The sequence below is a fragment of the Vibrio sp. 1F169 genome (assembly GCF_041439605.1).
GTDB lineage: Bacteria > Pseudomonadota > Gammaproteobacteria > Enterobacterales > Vibrionaceae > Vibrio > Vibrio tasmaniensis_A.
This window is the reverse complement of record NZ_JBGOOI010000068.1, coordinates 1-24,939: the sequence shown is the minus strand read 5'-3', so window position 1 is coordinate 24,939 and position 24,939 is coordinate 1. Positions and strand designations below refer to the sequence as shown.

Here is a 24,939-nt window from a genome sequence, read left to right as displayed (position 1 = left end):
AGCTCGGAAGGATCCTTCAACCGATCACTTTGGCTTTAACTGATCGGCATTACTCTTGTAGCGCCGTTTTTAATTTCAATTCAATTGTTCGGGTTCTAATAAGTTTAAGTGGTATTTGTTAAGTTCACTCCATAAATTACGAACCCATTAGTCGAATCAATTGACTTCATTAAACCCATAGATACACTTGCTCCAATTTTTTTGAGTGTCGTATAACAATGAAAAAAAACATCTTATCTTTGTGTCTAATTCTGCCGTCGTCTCTACTACTTTCTGCATGTGGTGGTTCTAGTGATTCAGCTCAACCTCCGAGTAAAACGGCGGTACAAAAAGCGCTTGAATCCGGAGATGCATCCCTTGTATCTAATGCCAATGAGTTTATTGACGCCAGCCAAACGCTCGTTGCTCAATACAAATCTGATTACAGTCAAATTAAACAGTCTCTGTCTAAAAATTCAGACGGCACGCCGCTGCGCAATCTTCATTGGGATCCAACACACGATGCCGCGATCATCTTCCCAACTTACGGCTTCAACGATGTCATCCTGAAAACCAATAAAGCGATGCAGAGTGGATATACTGACCAAGAGCTTGCGATTGGTATTGCAGGTTATACATCGAGCGGTAGTCGTTACGCTGCGTTAGCAAGTAACCCATTTCGAACTAAGCAACGTTCAACGGATTCAGTCAACGCAGAAATGGAAGTGTGGTTGAAAAACTTGGTGGGTTGGGCATCTGGCACAAGTTCACCTAAGAATGTTGTCTTGGCTCAGATGGATCAGTCTTATTATTTTCCTGATGACAAAGCAACGCGAAACTGGCTAACGAGCAACATCAATCCTTCGATGGTTATCAATGATGAGAACGCCTGTGACGGCAGAAAATTAAGCCAATGTATTGAAACGAACAACCCTGATTTATTGATTTTGTCTCAAAAGTTAAATGATGGTGACGAAATTAACGATGTAATGACGGGGTTACGTTTGGCGTTCAACAAAAAGATTCCCGTACTGTACTTGCATCTTGATGGCGGTATGACGGACTTAGGCAACGCACTATTTGCAGAAATGCATATGACGTATGTTGGTGATAACTATTGGCGCAGGCTAGGGCTGTCAAATTGGGATTCAACGCAACTGATTGATCGTATGCCAGATAATATCGTCAAACAACAAGCACTTTTACAGCGCCTGAAACTCGATAGTTTCACTGTTGACTTAAATTTATGTGATGACAAATCTTGCCCAGATGAGTCCAACATGGATGAAGAGTTCTATAAGGCAGCGAACAGTATTCGTTCACACCTAACGACGCTTGATAGCAAAAAAATTGATCTCTTTGCATCCAAGAACTACGAATATGAAAAGCTGTTACTGCTACTTGCTGATCGCTACCGACAAGACGTTAAGTACCCAATGGGTAAAGACGTAACAGATAGAATCGACTTTCTTCGATCGTATTACAGTGATTACGCGACATACAACACTCGACAACATAATGCAGCACAGCCGAGTTTAGGGAACTTCAGCACCAAGAACTTTAAGAATGTCCCTCTCATCAGCAAGAATATTACTTTAGAGTCAAAGAGAAACTTCCGTGCGGCGGGTGTATACGCCTTACCGGGTAAGACGATCAAAGTGACGCGATTAGATAATAACAAAGTGGCAACGTCGATTGCCCTTAACACACTACGTAGTGGTGCGACTCATGAGTTTTCGGGTAAAGACGGCTATGCAAGGCCGAAGTTTTTGACTTCGGTAACTTACCCCGTAAAACATGGAGAAACGATATACCTGACCTCTGCCTATGGCGGGACATTACAAGTTCATTTTGATACCAACGATATCGATGTAGAGCTCCGTTTTGAAAATGTTGCCCAACACCCTGTTTGGCGAAGTAAAGCGGACAACGATAGCTTTGTCGCGCAGCTTGAAGAAGGAAAGTTTGATTGGGCTGAGTTGGTGACTCCCGGATTTGAAGTTCACTCTAAACTAGACAAGATGAAAGAGTCTATCGGTGCCTCAGATTGGGCGCAGCCGCATGATATGGCACTCGCCACTGAGCGTTATGTACATAACTTTCCTCATGCGCTTGCAGGTTTTAGAGGTCCTGGGATTGATGAAATTACTGAAGTACATCAATACGGTGAGGCAAAGGGCTGGGAAATCGCGAACATTGATGTCGTGAAGCACATGAATGCCGATCAAGCGAACTGTGGTTACGGCTGTTCAGGAAACCCTTACGATGCTTATTGGTCTTTTCATCCTCTAGGGCATGGTGATTTGCACGAGCTTGGTCATGGACTGGAAAGAGGACGTTTTAGATTCGCTGGATGGGAAGGCCACTCAACAACCAACTATTATTCGTATTTTAGTAAATCAAAGTATTACAAAGACACGACAAAGGTATCGTCTTGCCAAAGCCTAGACTTTAAAGGGCAGTATCAACTTTTACAGCAGAGCCGAACTCAGCCAGATCCAAACGCTTTTATGGCGGCTCAAAATCAAACGGGTTGGAGTTGGGGGGCTCGTATGTTCATTCAAATGATGATGTTGACTGAGCAGCAAGGTGTATTGAATTCAGGTTGGCATTTACTAGGGCGCTTACACTTGATTGAACGCGAGTTTAATCGCTTGAAAGCCAGTGATACTCTTTGGAACAACGGTAAAGGCTCGATTGGTTTTTCTGATTACACCAAACAAGAAGCCGAAGGCATCACCAACAATGACTGGTTGCTTATCGCATTAAGCTACGTAGCAGAAAGGGATATGAAGCAATACTTAGATATGTGGGGATTCAGTTTCAGTGATAAAGCGAAGCAACAAGTCACAGCTCTTAGTCTAAGTAACATGCCTTTGACATATTTTGCATCGTCTAATCAAGGCTATTGCTTAGATGAATTTGCTAAGACGCCGTTAGATGTTGACGGCACGACCGCTTGGCCGCTTAATTAGGTATATGGCAGATAGAGTCACGAAGAAAAAAGAGAGGAGATATTAACTCCTCTCTTTCGTTATTCGCTTCTGGTTAGCCTAGTGAACACGATTTACCAGCTACTTGATATGGCTAAGTTCTGTTACCTAAAAGTAACTACTTAAACGTCGACCAAATTGGCGCGTGATCTGACGGTTTTTCGATGCCGCGTAGTTCGTAGTCGATGCCCGCTTCAGTACACTTGTCAGCAAGCTTCTGAGTCGCAAGTACCACATCAATGCGCAGGCCGCGGTTGTCCACGAAGCCTTTTGAGCGGTAATCAAACCATGAGTATTGATCGTTCACTTCAGGGTGTAGTAAACGGAAGCTGTCCACAAAGCCCCAATCCATCAATGTTTTCAACCATTCGCGTTCTTCTGGTTGGAAAGAACATTTACCGGTTTTCAACCAACGTTTCGCATTAGGTTCACCAATGCCGATATCAATATCGGTAGGGCTGATATTAATGTCGCCCATTACGATCACTTGTTCATCTTTGTTGTGGTAATCGTTCAGGTACGTCATTAAGTCTTTGTAGAACTGGCGCTTGTACGGGTATTTGGTTTCATGCTTAATGTTGTCGCCTTGAGGGAAGTAACCATTTAGCACAGTGACCTTCTCACCGTTTTCATCTTCAAACGTCGCCATGATCATACGCTTTTGATGGTCTTCATTGTCTGTAGGAAAGCCTTTTTGTACCGAAATTGGCTCTTGCTTACAAAGCATAGCCACACCGTAGTGAGCCTTTTGACCGTGGAAGTAGACCTTGTAACCCATAGCTTCAACATCGGCTAGTGGGAAGGCTTCATCGTGCACTTTGATCTCTTGTAGACCAATCACATCAGGTTGGTGCTTATCGATAATAGCCTGAAGCTGATGAAGGCGGGCTCTAAGGCCATTGATGTTGAAGCTAATTACTTTCATTTGTTTTTATACCTCTCGTAAACCCTTGTGATTGCTTGCTTTTCAAGGGCTTGCTGATTTGGTGGGTTTCATGATTAATAGTATTTAAGCATGCTTAATAATTTCTGTCGCCATTTTGTCGCCCCTAAATGGCGACAAAATGGTGTGAATACTCACTTTTGCGCAGAATCTACTGAGTCTTTAGCAAGTCTAAAAAGAACGCGTATTCAAGTGCGTCTTCTTTTAATCGCTTAAATCGACCGGAAGCCCCACCGTGACCGGCTTCCATATCGGTTTTGAACAGCAGCACGTTGTTGTCTGTTTTCATTTCACGCAGCTTCGCAACCCACTTCATGGGTTCAAAGTATTGTACTTGTGAGTCATGCAGGCCTGTTGTTACCAAGATGTTCGGGTAGCTTTGATCCTTCACATTGTCATATGGTGAGTAACCTAGCATGTAATCGTAATAGGTTTTATCGTTCGGGTTGCCCCATTCATCATACTCGTTGGTGGTGAGAGGAATCGATTCGTCAAGCATGGTTGTGACAACGTCTACAAACGGAACATGTGCTCCGATGCCACGGTACAGTTCTGGTGCTTGGTTGATGATTGCGCCCATCAATAGACCGCCAGCAGAACCACCAACGGCGAACACTTTATCTTGTGCGCCGTAGCCTTCTTCAACCAGCCCTTTGGTCACATCGATAAAGTCGTTGAACGTGTTTTGCTTGGTTAGCTTTTTGCCGCCCTCATACCAAGGGCGACCAAGCATCTCTGAACCTCGAATATGTGCGATCGCATAGACGAATCCGCGATCAAGTAAGCTGAGACGAGCCGAGCCAAAGGTTGGTTCGATAGTGTGGCCGTAAGAGCCATAGCCGTATTGGTAGATTGGGTTAGTGCCGTCTTTCTTGAATAAGTCTTTACGATAAACCAGAGAGACAGGTACTTGCTTACCATCGCGAGCCGTTACCATAATTCGCTCTGATTGGTAGTTATCCGCTTCGAAATCACCCAATACAGGTGTTTGTTTCATGACTTCGGATTCTCCTGAACTTAGGTCGAAATCATAGTAAGTACCTGGTGTGGTTAAGCTGCTGTAATAGACGCGAACTTTTGAGTTATCTAATTCATAGTTACTTGTTAAGTAAGCAGCAAAAGCAGTGTCGTTAAATTCAAGTGGGAACTCTTTCCCTGTTGAGAGTTGACGAACTTTCACAGTAGACAAGCCATTCGCACGTTGCTCGTAAACCAGATGGTCATCAAACAGCTCGAAGTCAACAAGCTGAGTATTCTCGTCAGCAGGAATGATATCGACCCATTTAGAGCGGTCATGCATCTCTTCAGCAGTGACTTTCATTAAACGGAAGTTGACTGCTTGGTAGTTGGTGTAGATGTAGTACCAATCACCTAGCTTAGCGATGCTGTACTCGATACCCGTTTCTCGTGGGTAGAAAGCTTCAGCTTTAGCGTTTGGATTGTTGGCATCTATGACTGAAACACCGCTAGTTTCTGTACTCGAGTGCCAAATGTAGACCTGTTCACCATCTTTGCTTTTGCTCAAAGAGGTGTAGTAAGCGCTGTCGGTTTCTTCGTAGATTAACTCATCGCTTGTCTGAGGTGTGCCCAAAACGTGACGGTAAACTTGATAACCAAGTAATGTTTGTGGATCTTTTTTGATGTAGTAAAAGGCTTGGTTGTCGTTTTGCCATGCAATCGCGCTCGAAGCCCCTTCAATTTCATCTGTTAGGTATTCACCTGTCGTGAGGTCTTTAATCTTGATGGTGTAAATACGGCGGCTCAGCGTGTCTTCGCCATAGGCCAACAAGTTTTCGCTTGGGCTGATCGTTAAGCCACCAATACTGAAAAATTCATGGTCTTTTGCTAGTTCGTTAATATCTAAGATGACTTGCTTGTCTGTACCTAAAAAGTCATTTTCACGCAAGTGAACTGGGTATTCGTTGTCACCTGTGACTTCATTCGAGTAATAGTAGCTGCCTTTGCGAACTGGAACCGAATGGTCGTCTTTTGCGATTCGGCCTTTGATCTCTTCAAATAACTGTTCTTGTGATGCTTCAGTGTGTTTCAGCACGGCCTCTGCGTACTGGTTTTCTTGCTCAAGATGCTGCAAGATCTCTGGGTCTTGGCGCTCATCATCACGCATCCAGTAATAATCATCGATTCGGGTATCACCATGAATCGTCATTGCATGAGGGACTTTCTTAGCTACGGGAGCTTGGGTTTGATGTGCGATGAGTTGCGATGGAGAGTTGTGGTCCATGGTTGTTATTCCTTGATTGCTGCATCCGGCGACAAGTGCGGCCGATACGGCTAATGTGGTTAAAGCGAAACGCATCTGTATATCCTATTGTGTACCTTACTCGTTTTAATGCCAGCATCCTTTAGTGGTTAGTTTTCTTCAAGTGATGTTATTTATAATTGGATTCTGGATTGGTACTTTCAGCGTAAGTGTCTGTTATTGTTTTCAATAAATCAAAGTAATGTTTAATGGAATCGATGGTAGATGTGAGCTGGGGGAAAACGTGCAATGAAAAAGGGACACACTTTTCAGTCTGTCCCTCTTCGTTGTTTGAGCTGAGGTAGAGTTTACTTTAGATAGCCAATGGTATTTCGTTTGAATGGTCAGGTTTACGATTAACCCAACGTAAACCAAGCATGGCGATGAATGACATTGCAATCATCAAGCAACCGAGCGGCAGTTGGTCTTGAGCTGGGAAGAACGAGGCCAGTAGTGTTGCGATGCCAGCACCTAGGTTTTGCATACCACCCAAAATCGCACCTCCAGTACCTGCGTGGTACGGGAATGGCGAAAGCGCCCCTGTTGTTGCCGCCGGGAATAAGATACCAGCGCCCAAAAAGTAAATCGTAGCACCGCCAATCAAAGTTAATGCTGTTGTTTGACCAAATAGACCTGGTATCAACACCACGGTAGACCCTACCAAGATAGCAACTAGTCCAACATTCAGAGCGCGGCGCTCACTGCTACGTTGTGCGATGTAACTGGATAGGCCAGCACCGACTAAGTAACCTGGAATGGGTAATACAAACAACAAGCTTACTGTGGTTGCAGGCAAGCCAAGTACACCGCCAAGCAATACACCTGCCGCAGCTTCAAATACCGCTACACCTGCAAATGTTGCGACCAATACCAATAAGAAACCTTGGAAACGTTTGTCAGATAGAACGAATTTGTAGCTGTTGGCAACCGATTCATGTTTGCGTCGTTCTTTTGGCAGAGTTTCCATCATGCTCGTCATCATGGTGATCACCACTGCGATACCAAACAGCGCAAGGAACAAGTAGCTAGAACGCCAACCGAAAGCTTCTGTTAAGTACCCACCTAATACAGGAGCCATCAATGGTGAGAAAATCACACACATGCTAATTAAGCTGTTTGCGCGGTGCAGTTCTGCGCCTTCAAAACAGTCGCGAGTCAATGTACGAGACATCGCACCACCACAACCGATGCCCAAACCTTGTATAAAGCTACCTGCTAAAAACCATTCATATTCGTGAGCAAACAATGCCACCAAAGTACCGATGATGTAGATGATCAAACCGACGACGATGATTGGTTTGCGACCTAGGCGATCAGAAAGTGGACCGTATGCAAATTGCGACAGACCATAAGGGATCAGGTAGCACGCCATCACAGCTTGAAGCGAAGATGCTGAAACCAAGAACTCACCTGCCATATGACCGATAGAAGGCACGTACATCGTTTGAGTCATTTGACCCACGGCAGTCAGGATAGCGATTAAAAAGGTAAGTTTCGCTAATGGAAACGTGGCGGACATTTGCGTATCTCTCCAAAAATTAGGACGTAAAAAGCCTTGGCGTTCCATTAAGGAGAGCCAAATAAGTAAAGTAACCTGGGAATCTAGGCGCGAGATATTAGAGATTGAGCGTCTACTTAGCAACCAAAAAGTGTGAAGTTGATCAAGATAAAATTCTATAGCTTGGATTATAAAAACTAATCCGAATTTATTGAGGTTATAAAATAAAAAGGAGTCATAGGCTTCCTTGAAATGTTGCAACTGCTCTGAAGCAATTTGCGTTATTCATGACCGGAAGCTTAGGCACAAAGAAGCCTAAGTCTGACAAGCTGAAAGCTCTTGAAATCAAAGCAATAACAGACAAAATACACGATTTATTAACATTTCTATAAACTTTCGTTTTATATGCACGTAATTTGTGCTGTAATTATCCGCTAAGCTATTCGTCTAACTCATTCACATTGTGCATAGCAGTTTGTTACTAATGTGATGGTTACGGTTATGGAAGTCTTTTGGCTTAAATAAGGATATTAAATGCGCTCTCTATCAGTACAGTGGAAAATAACCCTCTTAGCAGGTTGTTGTTTAATCATTACGTCACTGTCTCTCATTGGTTTCTCGATCTACAACGCGACGAGCAATCAACAGGTCATAAAATCTCAAAGCTCAGAATCAGTGATTAACAAAACTCAACAGTTGTTGGCATCCGTTTCTCAGCTTAATGCTCAGGAAACTCAACGTTATGTCGATGAAGCTATTTATCGAGCAGAAATGTTGGCTTCTAGTGCTCAGTTTCTAAAGAACAACGCAGACGAAAACTTTACCCCAAGTGAAGAGCTTCGTACTGCGTTAGATGAAATGGTTCGTCGTTCCGTTTTGAACTTTGATTCTATTCAAGGGGCTTACCTAGTCTTCAAGCCCGATTTACTTGATGCTGAAGATGCGAATTATGTCGATGCGGATTATGTCGGCTCGAATGAAAGAGGGCGTTTTGCTCCTTATTGGAAGGTCGCAGATAATGGTGAGAATGTTCTTCCAAACGTGTTATCAGAATCAACATTGAGTGATAACAGCAATAGCGAACGCTTTTTCTGTCCTTTGTCATCTGGACAAACGTGTATTAGTACGCCAAGAGTTGTGAGTAGCGGTGGTCAAGAACTGCTTACGTCTTCGATTTCGGTGCCTATCATCGTTGATGATGTGGCGATTGGCTTCTTAGGTATTGACCTAAGGCTAGATGGCTTGACCAGTGTGGTCACGCAATCAGATCAAAGCTTATTTGATGGCGCTGGTGCCGTTTATGTTGTCAGCCTAGACGGTTCGGTTATTGCTTCAGATGACTCAAGTATTGCCGTCGGCTCGGTCTTTCAAAGTGACAATACCAACAGTGATTTAATGACCGACTTTATCTTCGGTGGCGAAGTGACGACTCAATGGAGTGAGAATGGTGAGTGGTTACTCGCATTTGCTCCTGTTACCGCGGCAAACCAAACTTGGGGCGTGCTGTTTGAGATCCCGCGTGAGAGCGTGGTTGCCGATGCTAACCGATTGGATTCAATCATTAGTACTAAAGTAAGCGAAGGCATCCAAACGGAAGTGATTGCAGGCGTCATCTTTATTCTTTTTGGTTTAGCTATTATCGCGTTTTCTTCATTGTCTATTGTTAAGCCTATCCGACAGGTAGTTGAAAGGCTCAATGATATTGCTTCTGGTGAAGGTGATTTGACTCAGCGTTTGGAAGTGAAATCTCAAGACGAAATTGGTCAGTTATCACAAGGGTTTAACCTGTTCTTAGACAAGCTTCAGCACACGATTAAAGAGGTGATTCAGACCACTGAGCAAGTGGCGAGCACGACAAGCCAAGCGAAGGCCTCGGCATCAAGTACTCGTGAAAGTAGTGAGTCTCAGTTTAAAGAAGTGGATCTTGTGGCGACCGCGGCAGAAGAGATGACTCAGACTTCGGGCTTAGTGGTACAAAATGCTGAAATAGCCGTTGATGCCGCTTGTGAAGCGAATCGTTCTGCTCAGCAAGGCCAACAGGTTATCGAACTTTCTGCCGGTGAAATGAGAAAGCTGGTGGATCGTATGTCGAGCGCCGTGCCTATTGTTGAAGAGTTGGCTAAAAATAACGGTAACATCACTGAGATCTTAAGTGTGATTGAAGGGATCTCTGAGCAAACCAACTTACTGGCATTGAATGCCGCGATTGAAGCGGCTCGTGCAGGTGAGCAAGGTCGAGGTTTTGCCGTCGTTGCTGATGAGGTAAGAAATCTCGCAAGCCGCACACAGTCATCGGTTGGTGAAATCAGAGCGGTGATCGACAAAGTCCACGCGGGCACTCAAGATGTCGTTGAAGCGATACAAGAAGGTAATATTCTCGCTAACGACACGGCATTACATGTTCAAAAAGCGGTCGAAGATCTGGGTTCGATCTTTACTTCTATAGAAGCGATCAGTGATATGAACAACCAGATCGTGAGAGCGGCAGAAGAGCAACAATCGGTTTCCGGTGAAGTGAACCAAAGTGTCGTTAATATCCGTGATTTGAGTGCGAAGATCTTGGATCAAGCCGCAGCTTCTGAACAAGTGGGTAGCGAAATTGACCAACTGTCCCAACAGCAGCAGAAATTGGTTAATCAGTTCAAGGTTTAGTCTAGTTGTTCACTGTATAGCTTTTAAGCTTAGTTAACAATTGAATAGAAAAAGGGACAAATGAAAATTTCATTTGTCCCTTTTATTTTTCTTGGGTTCTAACGCTCTAGGGCTTGGCGATATCCGCGAAACCGATTAACGAAGTTAGTCTTCGATAAACCAGTAACCTTTATTCACCAATTCCGTCACGACGGTTACACCTGAAGGAGAAAGATTAGTTGTTGAGTTAATTACCGAATCATCACACAGTACGTTTAGTAGCGAAGAATCAGCCTGTTCAACTTTAACGACTTCTCCATTGATGTAAGCTGTGTTGCTTTCATTCTCATGGTATAGCGCCTTTAACCCCGATACTCGACAGATCTCGCCTTCTGACTCTAAGTGTTGGGCGATCTCTTCTTCTGTCCATAATGGATCAGGAGCGACGATATCTAGCTGGTGGCGTGATTGGCTTAGCAGACACCCCATGAATTCACTGATGGTTTCAGGTTGCTCTAGTGCAGATTTCAACATGTCAGTGAGATTGCTTAAATCCGATGAACGAATTTTGCCGTAGCCTTCTTGCGTTTTGAACTCTGGATCATGCAGGTGAACATCACCCATATCATGAGCAAGTACAAAGTCGGCAAAGTTGCTGATCAGCTCTTGTTCTTTAGGGGAGCGGTAGCCAATAGAGTAGCTCATTGACGGCTCTAAAGTGTTCCCTTCATGCGGGAAACCTGGTGGGATATAAAGGATATCGCCTGGCTCTAAAGTTTCATCAATGATCGGGTCAAAACCTTTGATTTGACGAAGTGCAGAAGCTTGAACGGTCTCTTTGTATTGGCCAATATCTTTTGCGCCGACTTTCCACTGGCGTTTACCTTGGCCTTGAATGATGAATACATCGTATTGATCAATATGGGGGCCTACGCCACCTTCTGGTGCTGAATAGCAGATCATTAGATCGTCGAATAACCAGTTTGGTAACGCTTGGAACGCTTCAGTCAGCTGATTGGCACCCTGATGCCAGTGGTTAGCCGCTTGAACGATCAATTGCCAATGTGTTTCAGTGAGTTCGCCAAACTTCTCTTCTGAGAATGGACCATGTTCTGCAGTCCATTGGTTGTTGAGGTTAGAGACAAAGCGAGAATCCACTTCTTCTTCCATCGATAAACCAGCAAGTTCTTCCGGCGAAATTGGGTCGATGAAATTTTGGAAGCCACCTTTCAAGATGGTTGGTTTTTTATGCCAGTAGTTTTCAAGAAACTCGGGCATAGAAAAGCTAAGTTGGTACATGTGAATCCTGTATGTTTTTATGCTAAATGCTAAATGCTAAATGCTAAATGCTAAATGCTAGATGCTAGATGCTAGTTTGGCTTGTAAATCTTGTTGGACAATCTTAATTGCTTCTAACGCAACCTTTGGGTCGATTTCGTTGCTTTCGAGCAGATAGATCAGGTCGACAGCTAACTTAACTTCTTCTGGGGCATTATCCAGTGGTGATGATGGGTTATCAGTGTTCATTTCGCTTGGGGTTCTCTAAGTTAATCAGTCTCTCAATATTTTTCATTGACTCTTCGCAGCGTTCTAATCGTTCTTTTGCTAATTGCCAAGCCTCATCCGCTTTTTTCTTACTGTGGCGAGGCGCAGATTCAAACGCTAACTTGCGTATTCGTACTAAATCGACCAATCGTTTTTGCCAATCTTGATGCTGAGCGAGTTCGTTATATAGGTCGTTAAGGTTTTTCCCTGACTTACTTTTCCGATCTAACCTTAAATCATGATTGGCTAGTTCTCTTTGGATTGCAGCTATCTGATTAGTGAGTTTTTCTGTCAGGTAAGTCGCGCGAGATGCAGTGAGCTGATTATTGGCCTGCTCTTGCAATATGGTGCGGTACGTTGTCTGAGCTTCGAGTGCGTAGGGCAGTAAAATAGAAGAGCTGCACTTAAACAAGGTTCTATCAAACAAGGCTTGATGATAAGCCCCTCGAGATTTATCAACCTGCGAGCAATGGCCAATTAAGGTATCAATGACGCTTTTTAATTTAGAGAAATGATTCATTTTACTTACCTTGGGCGACTGGGCTATAAGGTTACAAACCAAGCTTCGTAAGCCAGCTTAATCGCAAGTACGCTTACAACAGTAACAAAAACAGGTCGTATAAATGTAGCACCGAAACGAATAGCAGAATGTGCCCCAACAAATGCACCAGCCATCAAACAAAGCCCCATGGTTAAACCAAGAACCCAATCAATATGACCGAGAATCGCGAAGGTCACCAAAGACGTAAAGTTACTGGTAAAGTTCATGGCTTTAGATAGACCAGAAGCAAGTAAGATATTGAGACGATAAAGCGCCATCGAGCTCACAGTCCAAAAAGCACCGGTTCCTGGACCAGCAACACCATCATAAAAGCCGAGAATGAATCCTTGGTACTTTTGCTTTCTCTTAAGTACTGGGCACGGTTTAGGAGACACATTATGGCTCACATCTGGAGTTTTGTGAAAAATGGTATAGACCGCTGCTGCAAGAATGACTAGCGGTAATACCTTCTCTAACCACTCTGTGCTTATGGCATCAACAGTCAGGGTGCCGATTGTTGCACCTATTAAAGTAGATATGAAAGCATTGACCCAACATTCAGGTTTGAACAGCTTCTTGCGATAGTAAGTAAAAGCGGCTGTTGATGAGGCGAATGTTGCGGCCAGCTTATTAGTGCCGAGTGCAATGTGTGGCGGTAAACCAAGCGATAGCAAAGCTGGTACAGTTAACATCCCTCCGCCACCGGCGACAGCATCAATAAAGCCTGCAGCAAATGCAACCAAGGCAAGTATGACCAACATGGTTGGCTCAATCATTTCCATAAATAGCTAGTGTTCTCGTTATCGGCCGTTCGGGCAGCCACATGAAGAATCGAGGGATTAGTCATGCTGGGTTGTGAATGCAAGGGCCTAGCGATGGCAGGCCCATAACTACCACGAGGGTAGGAAAATTAGTATTTTATTGTTCTTTTAAAAGGCGGTAGCGAATCGAGTAGGGACTTTCCGTATCGCTTCGTGACTATGCGTCTATCAAGGATCGTGACTTTACCAGAATCTCGTTCTTTACGCAGCAATCTACCCACAGATTGAATAAGCTTTTTACTCGCTTCTGGAACAGTAATCTGCATAAAAGGATTACCGCCACGAGATTCAATATATTCTGAATGTGCCCGCTCTACAGGAGAGGTAGGAACACCAAAAGGGATCTTGGTAATAACAAGGTTTTCAAGCAGCTCGCCAGGCAGATCAAGACCTTCAGAAAAGCTACCCGTTCCAAAAAGAACGCTGGTTTTACCTTGGTCTATGAGCTTTTTATGTTTTTTTAGGATTTCAGTTCGTGAGGTATCCCCTTGAACCTGTAACGCCCACGACTTTTTAACGAAATCTGTTGCCAAAGCCTCGGCCACTTGGTTCATTTGCCAATAAGAAGAGAATAGAATGAGATTGGCTTTGTTGTCTTCTATTACCTTAGGCAAAATTTCAATAAGATATTCGGTAAACTGAGGTGCTTGTGGTTCGTACTTCATTGCAGGTACCACTAATTCAGCTTGGTTCTGATAATCAAACGGCGATGCCAAAGCAAGAAATTGTACGCCATCTTCTGCTTTTTGGCTGATACCTGATTGATGACAAAAAAAGCTGAAAGAGTTGAGTGCTCTCATGGTCGCAGATACTAACACTGCACCAACGCAACGACTCCAAATCTGTTGGTCCAGTTGCCAACCGACTTCTAATGGTGAGACATTAACTACAAAGTCCCCCTCGCTTTCTTTGCTTAATTCAAGCCAACGAGCCAAAGGCGCCCCTTTTTCTCTCTTAGGTTCAGCCATTAATCGCCAAACTTGAGCAAGGTTTTCTGTTCTTTGTATATAAAAGCCAATTTCTGCAAGCGCAGGCTCTGCAAGCTTTGCTGAAAGCTCTCCGTCTTTAACTCGTTCTGCAATCAAGTCGGCAATTTTTGCTACGGCTTGGCTCGCCTTTTGCGTTAATTGCTTGAGATCTTTCGATTCACTTTCTAACCATTCAGGTAAGTCGCCATGCTCGAAGCGATACAAGCCATCTTCAAAGTGGTTAGCGTCAAACTGTTTGCTCATTTGAGTCAGAGTCGGGATCAGTTGTTGTACTGAGTCTTGCAACTCATTTCTAAATCGATGGACACGCTTTTCGTCTGCTAGCCCCGAAAGCTTAGTGATCGATTGATTCAAACGCTCTAACCAAGAGGCAGCACCTTTTAAGCTTGCGGCAGCAGAGGAGTGATCTCTCGCTACGTGTGGCAAGTGGTGAGCTTCATCAAATATATAGATGCTATTTTCTGGTTCTGGCAGTATCACACCGCCGCCTAGGTCCGCATCAGCCATCACTAAACTGTGATTGGCGATAATCACGTCTGCTTTATCTAGCTCTGAACGTGCTTTTTGGAAAGGGCAGTCTCTGTGCGTAGGCATACTGTTGTTACAGCTGTGCTTATCACTGACAATCATCTGCCAAATCATGTTGTCGATAGGTTTTGGCCACGAATCACGGTCGCCATCCCATTTACCTTGGGTGAGGCTGCGGTACATGGTTTGCAGTTGCTCGATGTCTTTCTTTTTTGGTTTGGACTCGAACATGGCCATTTGACCACCATCAACCCCACACGCAGCGGCCAACTTCTCTGTACAACAATAACGCTGTCTTCCTTTCGCTAAGATGAAAGAAAACTCTCTATCAGTAAGTCGTCTATATAGAGGGAGATCTTTATTGATGAGTTGTTCTTGTAGCGCAACGGTCGCTGTTGAAATGACGATTTTACGATTGTTGAGCACGGCGACAGGAATTGTTGCCATTAAATAAGCCAGTGACTTCCCGATCCCGGTACCTGCTTCAGCAACAATCATGCGATTACTTTTGTGGTATTGACCACAAAGTGTCTTCGCTATTTCTGCAACAAGGTAATTTTGAGCACGTCGAGGTACAAAGTTATCCAACTGATCTTGGAGGTTTTGATAACTGGTGCGTATAGAATTTTGAATTTTAGTAGTTAGCATACTGTGACCTACGTAACGGAGCGAGGATAGTAGCACATATCACTAGTCGGTACATTTACCGCAAAATAGCTTGCTTTTGAATCAAAGGTAGATCTCGTTCACAAAAAAAAACTGAACCTTCAGGAACTTAACGATTTTATTTATGTTACGAAATATATATATTAAAAAATCGCACCATGCAGGCGTTAAATTCTGTGAATCGCGATTTAAACCTAAATGAGTGGAGCATTATACTGAGTTGTTCTTTATTTGGGCTATTATATTTCCCTTTAAATTTAAGGGTAAGTTGCTCGTAAAATGATGAAAAAAAATGTAAACCTATGATTTTTATGTATTTTTGTTTTTTTTAGGTTTGTTTTTAGTTTATTTGACACGCAGGATAATCTTTTGCAATCTAGACCACGAAATTTAGTGGCGGTGATTAACTACCAAAGAGTAGTAATGACCAGTCATAAAAAATAAAAGGGAACCGGGCAAGGATCTCCCATTCTTAGAAAAGGCAGTGGATTTATTATGAAAAAGACTCTATTAGCTCTAGCAGTTATGACAGCAGCTGGTTCTGCAAACGCAGCAATCGAAATTTACAACCAAGACGGCGTTTCTGTTGATCTTAAAGGTGACATCGAAGTTGTATACAGCAACGAATTCACAAAAGGTTCTTCAATGGAACAAAAAATCGAAGACGCTGACTTCGGTTTTGATATCAAGTACATGGTAAATGACGAGTGGAAAGTTGGCGCTTACTGGGAATTCAACGGTTCTCATAACGCAAACGCTACGAATACTGAAAACGGTGATACATACGTTGCGGCATACCACAACACTCTAGGTTCAATTAAATTTGGTCGCCTATGTACTGCTGTTGATGATCTAGGTATCGGTAAAGATGAAGCTTACGGCATCTCTAAACTTCTAGACAACGCAACTCAAGAATGTGCTGACGAAGCTATTCGTTACGACTACGATAATGGCGCTCTTTACGCAACTCTAGGTTACGTTCAAGACAAACTAAAAGCTGACGGTGTTGAAGGTGGAAATACTGAGTACTTCGATGCTCGTATGGGTTACCGTTTTGCTGAATTCGATGTTTCTGCATTCGTTGCTAATTTTGATGCTAGCGCTACAAGTAAAGTAAAAGACGACCATCAAGGTTACGGTGCTGAGCTAGTATTCTCTGGTATCGAGAATGTTTACCTGTCTACAGCTTACTACGGAACAACTTCTGATGCAGCTAACGATGACAACTCAGTAATCGCATTCGCTGCTGGCTACACTATGGGCCTTTGGGGCTTCAACACTGGTTACTCAATTGGTGACCACGATCAAGATGTTAAAGACGAAGATCGTTGGTTCGTTAACTCTACCTACGCAGTTGCACCAAACACTAAAGTGTACGCGGAAGTTGGTGGTATCGATTACGATTCAAAACGTGTTAACGACAAAGGTGAAAAGTTCTACAAAACAGATACTGGTCTAGCAATTGGTGTTGAAGCATCATTCTAATGACCTCGTAATCGAGTTTTAGAAAAAAAGCCACCTTAGGGTGGCTTTTTTGTTAGGATAAAGAACACTTTATTAGATTTTAAAGAGAGACATGATGAAGAAAGTACTGTTAGCTTTGGGCTTACTTACAAGCGTTTTTGGCAGTGTAAGTGCGGCAACTCTAACGCCTCAGAAAGGCGTATCAATTCTGTACATTAATGGTCAAGCTGCTCAAAATAAAATCAGTGAAAACCAAATTAATGAGGGTTTTAACCAGGTTTTAGTTCGCTTTGATAAAAAGTTTGGTAACAGCGGTGTTTATTCTTCGGCACCTTATGTATTGAATTTTGATGTTACTGGTGAAGAGGTTGAAATTAAGTCTCCAAAAGTACGTAGCTATATGGAAGCTGAGAAGATCTTTGAAGCTGTGAACCCATCATGGGTAGTTTTGCAGGATGATGTCGCCATTAAATATCAACAGGATGTCATTGAACGTAAGCCTGGTTTTGCACCGTTTGGTGGGCTAGAGTCTCGACTGGCTGAGCACAATGCAAGTAAGGCAGTATACTTCAAAGATGGCGTGTTACTTGATAAGCCAGCGGAAGCGGTAGTATTAGCATCTGTGGTAGGTAATACGACAGCACAGACAAGTGGCAAAGCTCAGAAACCAGTGAAACTGGCTGAGACTCAGAATGTTGAGCAATTGCAGGCTTGGTATATCAAAGCTTCTAAGCAAGAACGCAAAGAATTCCGTAAATGGATGATTGACCAAGAGTAATCAATCTTCATCTACAAAAAAAGCGAGACTAATAAGAGTCTCGCTTTTGCTATATTGGTACTTTTCTGTATCGATACTTCTTCTGTATCAGTAACAGCTAAATCTCTTTCCATTCACCTGGCTGAAGCTGACCCACGTTCATATTGCCCATTGAGTAGCGGATTAGACGCAGGGTAGGGAAGCCTATGTTTGCCGTCATTCGTCTTACCTGACGGTTACGTCCTTCGATGATGGTAATCGCTAACCATGTTGTTGGTATCGCCGCTCTGAAGCGCACAGGAGGAGTTCTTTCCCAAACCTGAGGTTCTTGCATCACTTCTACTTCTGCAGGCAATGTCATACCATCTTTTAGCTCAACACCTTTTCTCAATTTATCTAAATCTTTCTCAGAAGGCGCACCTTCAACCTGCACCCAGTAAGTCTTGGTCGATTTTGAGTTCGGCTGAGTCAACTTAGCTTGAAAGATGCCATCATTGGTCAAGACCAATAACCCTTCACTATCTCGATCTAAGCGACCAGCAGCATAAACATCTTTTACGGGAATAAAATCCGCTAGCGTTTTTCTACCTTCGCCATCAGTGAACTGGCTGAGAGTATCAAAAGGTTTGTTGAATAGAATCACTTTGCGATCTTCGGGTGCTACCTTAGGCTTTGCGTTGGTAGTTTTGCCTTTATATCGGTGTTTGCTGGAGTGCGGTTTTTTGTGTGAACTGCCAGTGTCATTTTTGCCACTGTGTTGATTCTGTCTATTACCGCTTTGTTTTAATGTGGTACCAGAACGAGCCGGTTTGTCTGAACGAGATGCGCTGCGTGAGCGAGTAGACATGTTAACTACCTTGCAAAAATGTAAACGAAGTGTGCCGAAAAGTTTTCATAGAAACGGAATTGAGCTATCATTTGCGCGCCTAAAAGACACAAAATAGAACAAGTTGATGGACTCTTAAGCCTGATTTGTTTAATTATACCTTCGTGTTTTATTATAACTGGCTCTTTTATTAAAACAATGCACTCACGGATTTGGCTCATGCTGTCATCAAGATTGCATGAAAAATAAGATAGAGTACGACTATCGAGTAAGCAGTTTTCACTCTCAGAGTGGCTTACTGGTCAATTTATAACACTCTCACTGCTTTAAGTGAGCTTGTAAGAACTATAGGGAAATTTCATGCCTACTGAAAAACCAACGATCATCTATACCATTACTGACGAAGCTCCGGCGCTAGCAACTTACTCTCTGCTGCCTATCATTCAATCTTTTACGGCTTCTTCTGGTATTAACGTTGATACTCGCGACATTTCACTTGCAGGGCGCATTATTGCCAACTTCCCTGACTACCTGAACGAAGAGCAACGTATTGGTGATGCATTAGCAGAACTTGGTGAATTGGCTAAGACACCAGAAGCGAACATCATCAAGCTTCCAAACATCTCTGCATCTGTTCCTCAACTTCAAGCAACAATCAAAGAGCTTCAGTCAAAAGGTTACGCACTTCCTAATTACCCAGAAGAAGCAAACACTGACGAAGAGAAAGCCGTTAAAGCGACTTACGATAAAATCAAAGGCAGTGCTGTAAACCCTGTGTTACGTGAAGGTAACTCGGATCGCCGCGCTCCACTTTCTGTTAAAAACTACGCGAAGAAGAACCCACACTCAATGGGTGCTTGGTCTGCGGATTCTAAGTCGCACGTTTCAAGTATGGACGACAAAGACTTCTTCGGTAGCGAAAAGTCAGTAACAATTGAAGGTGCTACAGAAGTTAGCATTGAATTCGTTGGTAAAGATGGTGCGAAGAAAACTCTGAAGCCCGCTTTTGCATTGCAAGATAAAGAGATCATTGATGCGTCAGTGATGAACAAAGCTGCTTTGGTTGCGTTCTTCGAGAAAGAGATTGCATCAGCTAAAGAGCAAGGTGTACTGCTTTCTCTTCACATGAAAGCGACGATGATGAAAGTATCTGACCCAGTGATCTTTGGTCATGCGGTTAAGGTTTACTACAAAGACGTATTCGCTAAACACGGTGAGCTATTCGAAGAGCTTGGTGTTGATGTAAACAACGGCATCGGCGATGTATACGCAAAAATTGCTGCGCTTCCTCAAGAGCAGAAAGAAGCGATTGAAGCTGACCTACAAGCGGTATACGAGACTCAACCGCCACTAGCTATGGTTGATTCGGATCGCGGCATTACTAACCTACACGTTCCAAGCGACATCATTGTTGATGCATCTATGCCTGCAATGCTGCGTTCTTCAGGTCAAATGTGGGATCCAGAAGGTAAGCAGAAAGACACGAAAGCTATGATCCCTGATCGCAGCTACGCAAGCATCTACCAAGCAGTTATTGATTTCTGCAAAGAGAACGGCGCTTTCGATCCAACAACAATGGGTAGTGTACCAAACGTTGGCTTGATGGCTCAAAAAGCGGAAGAGTACGGTTCTCACGATAAGACTTTTATCCTTGAAGCTGCTGGTCAGGTTCAAGTTGTTGACGCTTCAGGCGCTGTGCTTCTAGAGCAAGACGTAGAGGAAGGCGATATCTTCCGTATGTGTCAGGTTAAAGATGCACCAATTCAAGACTGGGTTAAGCTAGCGGTAACTCGAGCTCGTGCTTCGGGTGTTCCTGCAGTATTCTGGCTAGACGCGTCTCGTGCGCATGATGCTCAGCTTATTAAGAAAGTTGACGCTTACCTTCCTGAATATGATACCGATGGTCTTGAAATTAAGATCCTTGCTCCTTTAGAAGCAACTCAGTACTCACTGGTTCGTATCAAAGAAGGCCTAGATACTATTTCGGTTACAGGTAACGTATTACGTGATTACCTAACGGATTTGTTCCCGATTCTAGAGCTTGGTACGTCAGCTAAAATGCTATCGATTGTTCCACTTATGAACGGTGGCGGCCTGTTTGAAACAGGTGCTGGCGGTTCTGCGCCTAAGCATGTTCAACAAGTAGAGAAAGAAAACCACCTGCGTTGGGACTCTCTTGGTGAGTTCTTGGCACTAGCGGCATCTCTAGAGCACCTAAGCGTAGTAACGGGGAATGCTAAGGCACAAGTTCTCGCTGACGCGCTTGATAAAGCGACGGGTGAATTCCTAGATAACAACAAGTCTCCTTCACGTCGAGTGGGTGAGCTTGATAACCGTGGTAGCCACTACTACCTTGCAGCATACTGGGCGAAAGCTCTGGCTGAGCAAACGGTTGATGCTGACCTTGCTGCTGAGTTCGCAGGTGTTGCAACTCAATTGGCTGAAAGTGAAGAAGCTATTGTTGCTGAGCTGAATAACGCTCAAGGTCCAGCTGGCGACTTAGGTGGTTATTACCTACTTGATGATGCATTGGTTTCATCACTAATGCGCCCAAGCTCAACGCTAAACGCATTTATTGACGCATAGTGATTGGACTCATCGTTAGTAAGTCATGAACATGATTTACTAACGAGTTGCTTGGTCTGGCAGTTAAGTCACAGATAAAGTCAAAACGAAAGACGCTTTAACGATAACGTTAAAGCGTCTTTTTTATTCACAATGCTTTATAGGCCTAGCTAAAGGGATCTCTCGGACAAATTGTACTGTGAATAGCTTTTAGCTCTCAGATCGAAAAACCGCCCATTTAAGCCTGTATTACAGGTATCAAATGAGCGGTTTCAATGTTCTGCTTACCTGACAGTCGTTTATTAAGACTGATAGAGGTCTACATGTTTGGCAATCGCCTATTTTACGGCGCTGCCTTCTACAGGAACAACGGAGCTAGCATGGGAGCCTTTAGGTCCACTTTCTACTTCATAATCGACCTGTTGACCTGCCTTTAAGGTTCGATAACCTTCCATTTGTATTGTGGAGTAGTGCGCGAAAATATCGCCATCTTCACCTTCTGGACAAATAAAGCCAAACCCTTTGGCATTGTTAAACCATTTTACTGTACCTGTAGCCATGCTATACATCCCTCATGCATTTTGTTACTAACGTTGTTATATCAAATCAATGTAAGCTCGATTGATATTATTCCTATCAACTAAACAATTTCAGCTGATAGCTTGAATCTCATACATTGCTTACGGAAATTAACGCTACCCTGCGTAATTATTCCTTATTATAAATTTTTAACGCTTATTACTAGGTTTAGAATCGTGTTACGAAGTTGTATCAGAAAAACCTTTTAGCTCCAATGTAGCTAATGATTGAGTACAGTCAATAGCAAATTGGTATAAAAATGATCAATTTTAATAACAAATCACATTCGAGATTGACGACATACTATTAACTAAATAGTAACTTAACGACGATCTTATCGTCACCATCAATAGTTGTGGTGTCTTTTTAATCAATCACATATGTTAATCCTGTTAATCGAGATCTTTTATTTGCAGCGATGGAAATGGTGGATTAGGCTCAGTATAGAGGAATATTTTTTGGTACTGTTTCTTGGTGCAGTTTCTTAGTACACCGTAATGCGTGAATGTGGTAAATTTGAGTTAACTAAACATTCACGACTTCCGAAAAATAACCCTTAGCAAAGCTAATATGAGCAGAAACTTTGAATGGGCATCTCCAGGCTCAGATTTACTGGAGAAAGAGAGAACGAAAGTAAAGCCACCGGCAATGTATAACGTTGTATTACATAACGATGACTACACGCCTATGGACTTTGTAATCGAGATCCTAGAGCGATTTTTCTCACTAGATATCGAAAAAGCAACGGAAGTGATGCTCAAGGTTCATTATGAAGGTAAAGCTATTTGTGGCACATACAGTGCTGAAATAGCCGAAACAAAGGTAGCACAGGTAACGATGTACTCAAAGGAAAATGAGCATCCGCTACTATGTACAATGGAGCAAGTGTAAATTGCTCGAACAACACTGTTGTTCCCTTAGGAGGTACTTATGCTAAATAAAGAATTAGAGACGAGTTTAAATGGCGCATTTTCTCGTGCGCGAGACAAGCGACATGAATTCATGACTGTCGAACACCTCCTACTAGCATTATTAGAAAATGATGCGGCCAAGGAAGCGCTCCAAGCTTGTCAGGCTGATCTCGATGCTCTTCGCAATGAGCTCGATATTTTTATCGACCAAACGACCCCACTCATCCCTGAAAGCGACGAGACTCGTGAAACCCAGCCCACGCTGAGCTTTCAACGAGTACTTCAGCGCGCTGTTTTTCATGTTCAATCTTCAGGTCGCAGCGAAGTAACAGGTGCAAATGTACTTGTGGCTATTTTTAGTGAGCAAGAATCTCACGCGGCGTATCTTCTTAAGAAAAACGACATCAGCCGCTTAGACATAGTGAATTTTATTTCACACGGTATTACCAAAGGCAGCAATGAAGGCGATAGCGGTTCATCTCCTGATTCATTTGGTGGTGCAGAGAATGCCGAAGAAGCTAACTCAGAAGATCGTCTAGAAAATTTTGCGACCAACCTTAACGAAGTAGCGAAGCAAGGTAATATTGACCCACTAATCGGTCGTGACAAAGAGCTAGAACGTACCGTTCAAGTTCTGTGTCGTCGTCGTAAGAATAACCCTCTATTAGTGGGAGAGGCGGGTGTGGGTAAAACTGCTATCGCTGAAGGTCTTGCATGGCGCATCGTTGAAGGCCAAGTCCCTGAAATTATTCAGAGCAGTGTGATTTACTCTTTGGATATTGGTTCATTGCTTGCGGGAACGAAATATCGTGGTGACTTTGAGAAGCGCTTTAAAGCGATTCTGAAGCAACTCGAGAAAGAAGAAGACGCTATCCTGTTCATCGATGAGATCCATACCATTATTGGTGCGGGTGCAGCATCGGGTGGTCAGGTGGATGCGGCAAACCTAATTAAACCGCTATTAAGCAGCGGTAAATTACGTTGTATTGGCTCAACCACTTACCAAGAGTACAGCAGTATTTTTGAGAAGGAGCGTGCTTTATCTCGTCGCTTCCAGAAAATTGATATTGTTGAACCATCGCTAGATGATACAACCAAAATTCTGATTGGCTTGAAGCCAAAATACGAAGCTCACCACGAAGTACGTTACACCAACAAAGCGTTACGTGCCGCTGTGGAGTTGTCTGCTAAGTATATTAATGAACGTCACCTTCCAGATAAGGCGATTGACGTTATCGATGAAGCGGGTGCTCGTAGTCGTTTGGCGCCAGCAAGTCGTCGTAAGAAGACAGTGAGCGTGGCTGATATTGAGTCAATGGTTGCGAAAATGGCGCGTATTCCTGAGAAGTCAGTATCGTCTTCAGACAAAGATACGCTGCAGAAACTGGATGACCGCATGAAAATGTTGGTATTCGGACAAGACCCAGCGATCGATGTATTGAGCGAAGCGATCAAGCTAACTCGTGCAGGATTGGGAGCAGACAATAAACCTGTTGGTTCATTCTTGTTTGCTGGCCCTACTGGTGTCGGTAAAACAGAGGTGACTGTTCAACTGTCTAAATTGATGGGTATTGAGCTTCTGCGCTTTGATATGTCTGAGTACGGTGAGCGTCACTCGGTAAGCCGCTTGATCGGTGCGCCTCCTGGTTATGTTGGTTATGATCAAGGTGGTCTGCTAACCGATGCTGTTATCAAGAACCCACACTCTGTTGTGCTACTTGATGAGATCGAGAAGGCACACCCAGATATCTTTAACTTGTTATTACAGGTGATGGACAACGGTACGCTAACCGACAACAACGGTCGCAAAGCAGATTTCCGCAATGTGATCCTAGTGATGACGACCAACGCTGGTGTTGCAGAAACCGAGAAGAAATCGATCGGTTTGATCCAACAAGATCATGCGCCAGACGCAATGAGTGAAATCAAGAAGGTATTTACTCCTGAGTTCCGTAACCGTCTTGATAATATCATCTGGTTCAACAGCCTTGATCCAAGTGTGATCAGTCAAGTTGTTGATAAGTTTATTGTTGAGCTTCAGGTCCAACTGGACGCTCGTGGTGTATCTTTAGAGGTTTCTGAGGATGCTCGTCATTGGTTAGCTGAAAGAGGCTATGACAAGACCATGGGCGCTCGTCCGATGGGACGTGTGATTCAAGAGAAGCTTAAAAAGCCTCTTGCTAATGAGTTGCTGTTCGGAAGTTTGGTTGACGGCGGTACGGTTAAAGTATCTCTGAAAAAAGACGAACTGGATTTCATCTATGTTGGTGCGAAAGAAGAGGTTATGCATTAGGCATACTTCTTAAACACTAACGGCTTATAAAGAGCACTGGGTACAGTTAATTACGATATTAAACGCATGACTTCGGTTGTGCGTTTTTTTATGCTTGCTAGATGCTAGATGCTAGATGCTAGATGCTAGATGCTAGATGCTAGATGCTAG

General features: G+C 43.5%; 17 protein-coding genes. 7 read left to right on the top strand and 10 right to left on the bottom strand.

Features of this window, described 5'->3' with window-relative positions; translation table 11 throughout:
• The first annotated feature begins 218 nt into the window (after positions 1 to 218).
• A complete protein-coding gene (locus ACED53_RS19120; protein WP_017102067.1) occupies positions 219 to 2,954 on the top strand; it encodes an ImpA family metalloprotease in 2,736 nt (911 codons plus the stop codon).
• Positions 2,955 to 3,090: 136 nt separating this feature from the next.
• Here the strand turns inward: ACED53_RS19120 and xthA are convergent, their stop codons facing one another.
• From xthA to emrD, 3 genes are all read right to left on the bottom strand, one after another.
• Positions 3,091 to 3,897 carry an exodeoxyribonuclease III gene (gene xthA / locus ACED53_RS19115; protein WP_017102068.1) on the bottom strand — a complete coding sequence of 269 codons (807 nt, stop codon included), beginning with the start codon at positions 3,895 to 3,897 and terminating at the stop codon, positions 3,091 to 3,093.
• 169 nt (positions 3,898 to 4,066) lie between these two features.
• Positions 4,067 to 6,157, bottom strand: coding sequence for a S9 family peptidase (locus ACED53_RS19110; RefSeq protein WP_029225625.1), 2,091 nt, complete (start codon positions 6,155 to 6,157; stop codon positions 4,067 to 4,069).
• Between the two features lie 331 nt (positions 6,158 to 6,488).
• Complete coding sequence (emrD, locus tag ACED53_RS19105) at positions 6,489 to 7,694, bottom strand: multidrug efflux MFS transporter EmrD (protein WP_029225626.1); 1,206 nt, start codon at positions 7,692 to 7,694, stop codon at positions 6,489 to 6,491.
• A 513-nt stretch (positions 7,695 to 8,207) separates the two neighbouring features.
• On the opposite strand from emrD, the gene ACED53_RS19100 reads away from it, so the two are divergent.
• A complete protein-coding gene (locus ACED53_RS19100; RefSeq protein ID WP_017102071.1) occupies positions 8,208 to 10,325 on the top strand; it encodes a methyl-accepting chemotaxis protein in 2,118 nt (705 codons plus the stop codon).
• Positions 10,326 to 10,469: 144 nt separating this feature from the next.
• On the opposite strand, the gene ACED53_RS19095 is transcribed toward ACED53_RS19100, so the two are convergent.
• The 5 genes from ACED53_RS19095 to dinG form a co-directional block, all read right to left on the bottom strand.
• The gene (locus tag ACED53_RS19095; RefSeq protein WP_017102072.1) at positions 10,470 to 11,603 is read right to left on the bottom strand and encodes a cupin domain-containing protein; all 1,134 of its coding nucleotides are present in this window, start codon (positions 11,601 to 11,603) and stop codon (positions 10,470 to 10,472) included.
• Positions 11,604 to 11,660: 57 nt separating this feature from the next.
• Complete coding sequence (rsmS, locus tag ACED53_RS19090; protein WP_009846328.1) at positions 11,661 to 11,831, bottom strand: pleiotropic regulatory protein RsmS; 171 nt, start codon at positions 11,829 to 11,831, stop codon at positions 11,661 to 11,663.
• Entirely contained in the window at positions 11,821 to 12,369 is a 549-nt protein-coding gene (locus ACED53_RS19085; protein WP_029225375.1) for a primosomal replication protein, read from the bottom strand. Before ACED53_RS19085 ends, rsmS begins: the two co-directional genes overlap by 11 nt.
• Before the next feature lie 23 nt (positions 12,370 to 12,392).
• Positions 12,393 to 13,172 carry a TSUP family transporter gene (locus ACED53_RS19080; RefSeq protein ID WP_009846330.1) on the bottom strand — a complete coding sequence of 260 codons (780 nt, stop codon included), beginning with the start codon at positions 13,170 to 13,172 and terminating at the stop codon, positions 12,393 to 12,395.
• Between the two features lie 128 nt (positions 13,173 to 13,300).
• Positions 13,301 to 15,376 (bottom strand): ATP-dependent DNA helicase DinG, encoded by a 2,076-nt coding sequence (dinG, locus tag ACED53_RS19075; RefSeq protein WP_029225374.1) that lies wholly within the window; start codon positions 15,374 to 15,376, stop codon positions 13,301 to 13,303.
• Positions 15,377 to 15,889: 513 nt separating this feature from the next.
• Between dinG and ACED53_RS19070 the strand changes: the two genes are divergently transcribed.
• Together ACED53_RS19070 and ACED53_RS19065 are read left to right on the top strand one after the other, a co-directional pair.
• The gene (locus ACED53_RS19070; RefSeq protein ID WP_017099951.1) at positions 15,890 to 16,879 is read left to right on the top strand and encodes a porin; all 990 of its coding nucleotides are present in this window, start codon (positions 15,890 to 15,892) and stop codon (positions 16,877 to 16,879) included.
• A gap of 91 nt (positions 16,880 to 16,970) precedes the next feature.
• Positions 16,971 to 17,636: a DUF2057 domain-containing protein gene (locus tag ACED53_RS19065; RefSeq protein ID WP_032499023.1), complete on the top strand. Its 666-nt coding sequence runs from the start codon at positions 16,971 to 16,973 to the stop codon at positions 17,634 to 17,636.
• A gap of 97 nt (positions 17,637 to 17,733) precedes the next feature.
• On the opposite strand, the gene ACED53_RS19060 is transcribed toward ACED53_RS19065, so the two are convergent.
• On the bottom strand, positions 17,734 to 18,462 hold the full coding sequence (locus ACED53_RS19060) for a pseudouridine synthase (protein WP_017097707.1): 729 nt from the start codon (positions 18,460 to 18,462) through the stop codon (positions 17,734 to 17,736).
• Positions 18,463 to 18,801: 339 nt separating this feature from the next.
• On the opposite strand from ACED53_RS19060, the gene ACED53_RS19055 reads away from it, so the two are divergent.
• Positions 18,802 to 21,027, top strand: a complete 2,226-nt coding sequence (locus ACED53_RS19055; RefSeq protein WP_017099949.1) for an NADP-dependent isocitrate dehydrogenase — start codon at positions 18,802 to 18,804, stop codon at positions 21,025 to 21,027.
• Positions 21,028 to 21,344: 317 nt separating this feature from the next.
• Here ACED53_RS19055 and cspD read toward each other — a convergent pair whose 3' ends face one another.
• On the bottom strand, positions 21,345 to 21,566 hold the full coding sequence (cspD, locus tag ACED53_RS19050) for a cold shock domain-containing protein CspD (RefSeq protein ID WP_009846336.1): 222 nt from the start codon (positions 21,564 to 21,566) through the stop codon (positions 21,345 to 21,347).
• Positions 21,567 to 22,155: 589 nt separating this feature from the next.
• Here cspD and clpS point away from each other — a divergent pair.
• Entirely contained in the window at positions 22,156 to 22,476 is a 321-nt protein-coding gene (clpS, locus tag ACED53_RS19045; protein WP_009846337.1) for an ATP-dependent Clp protease adapter ClpS, read from the top strand.
• 39 nt (positions 22,477 to 22,515) lie between these two features.
• Entirely contained in the window at positions 22,516 to 24,789 is a 2,274-nt protein-coding gene (gene clpA / locus ACED53_RS19040) for an ATP-dependent Clp protease ATP-binding subunit ClpA (RefSeq protein ID WP_012603605.1), read from the top strand.
• The last annotated feature ends 150 nt before the right edge of the window (positions 24,790 to 24,939 follow it).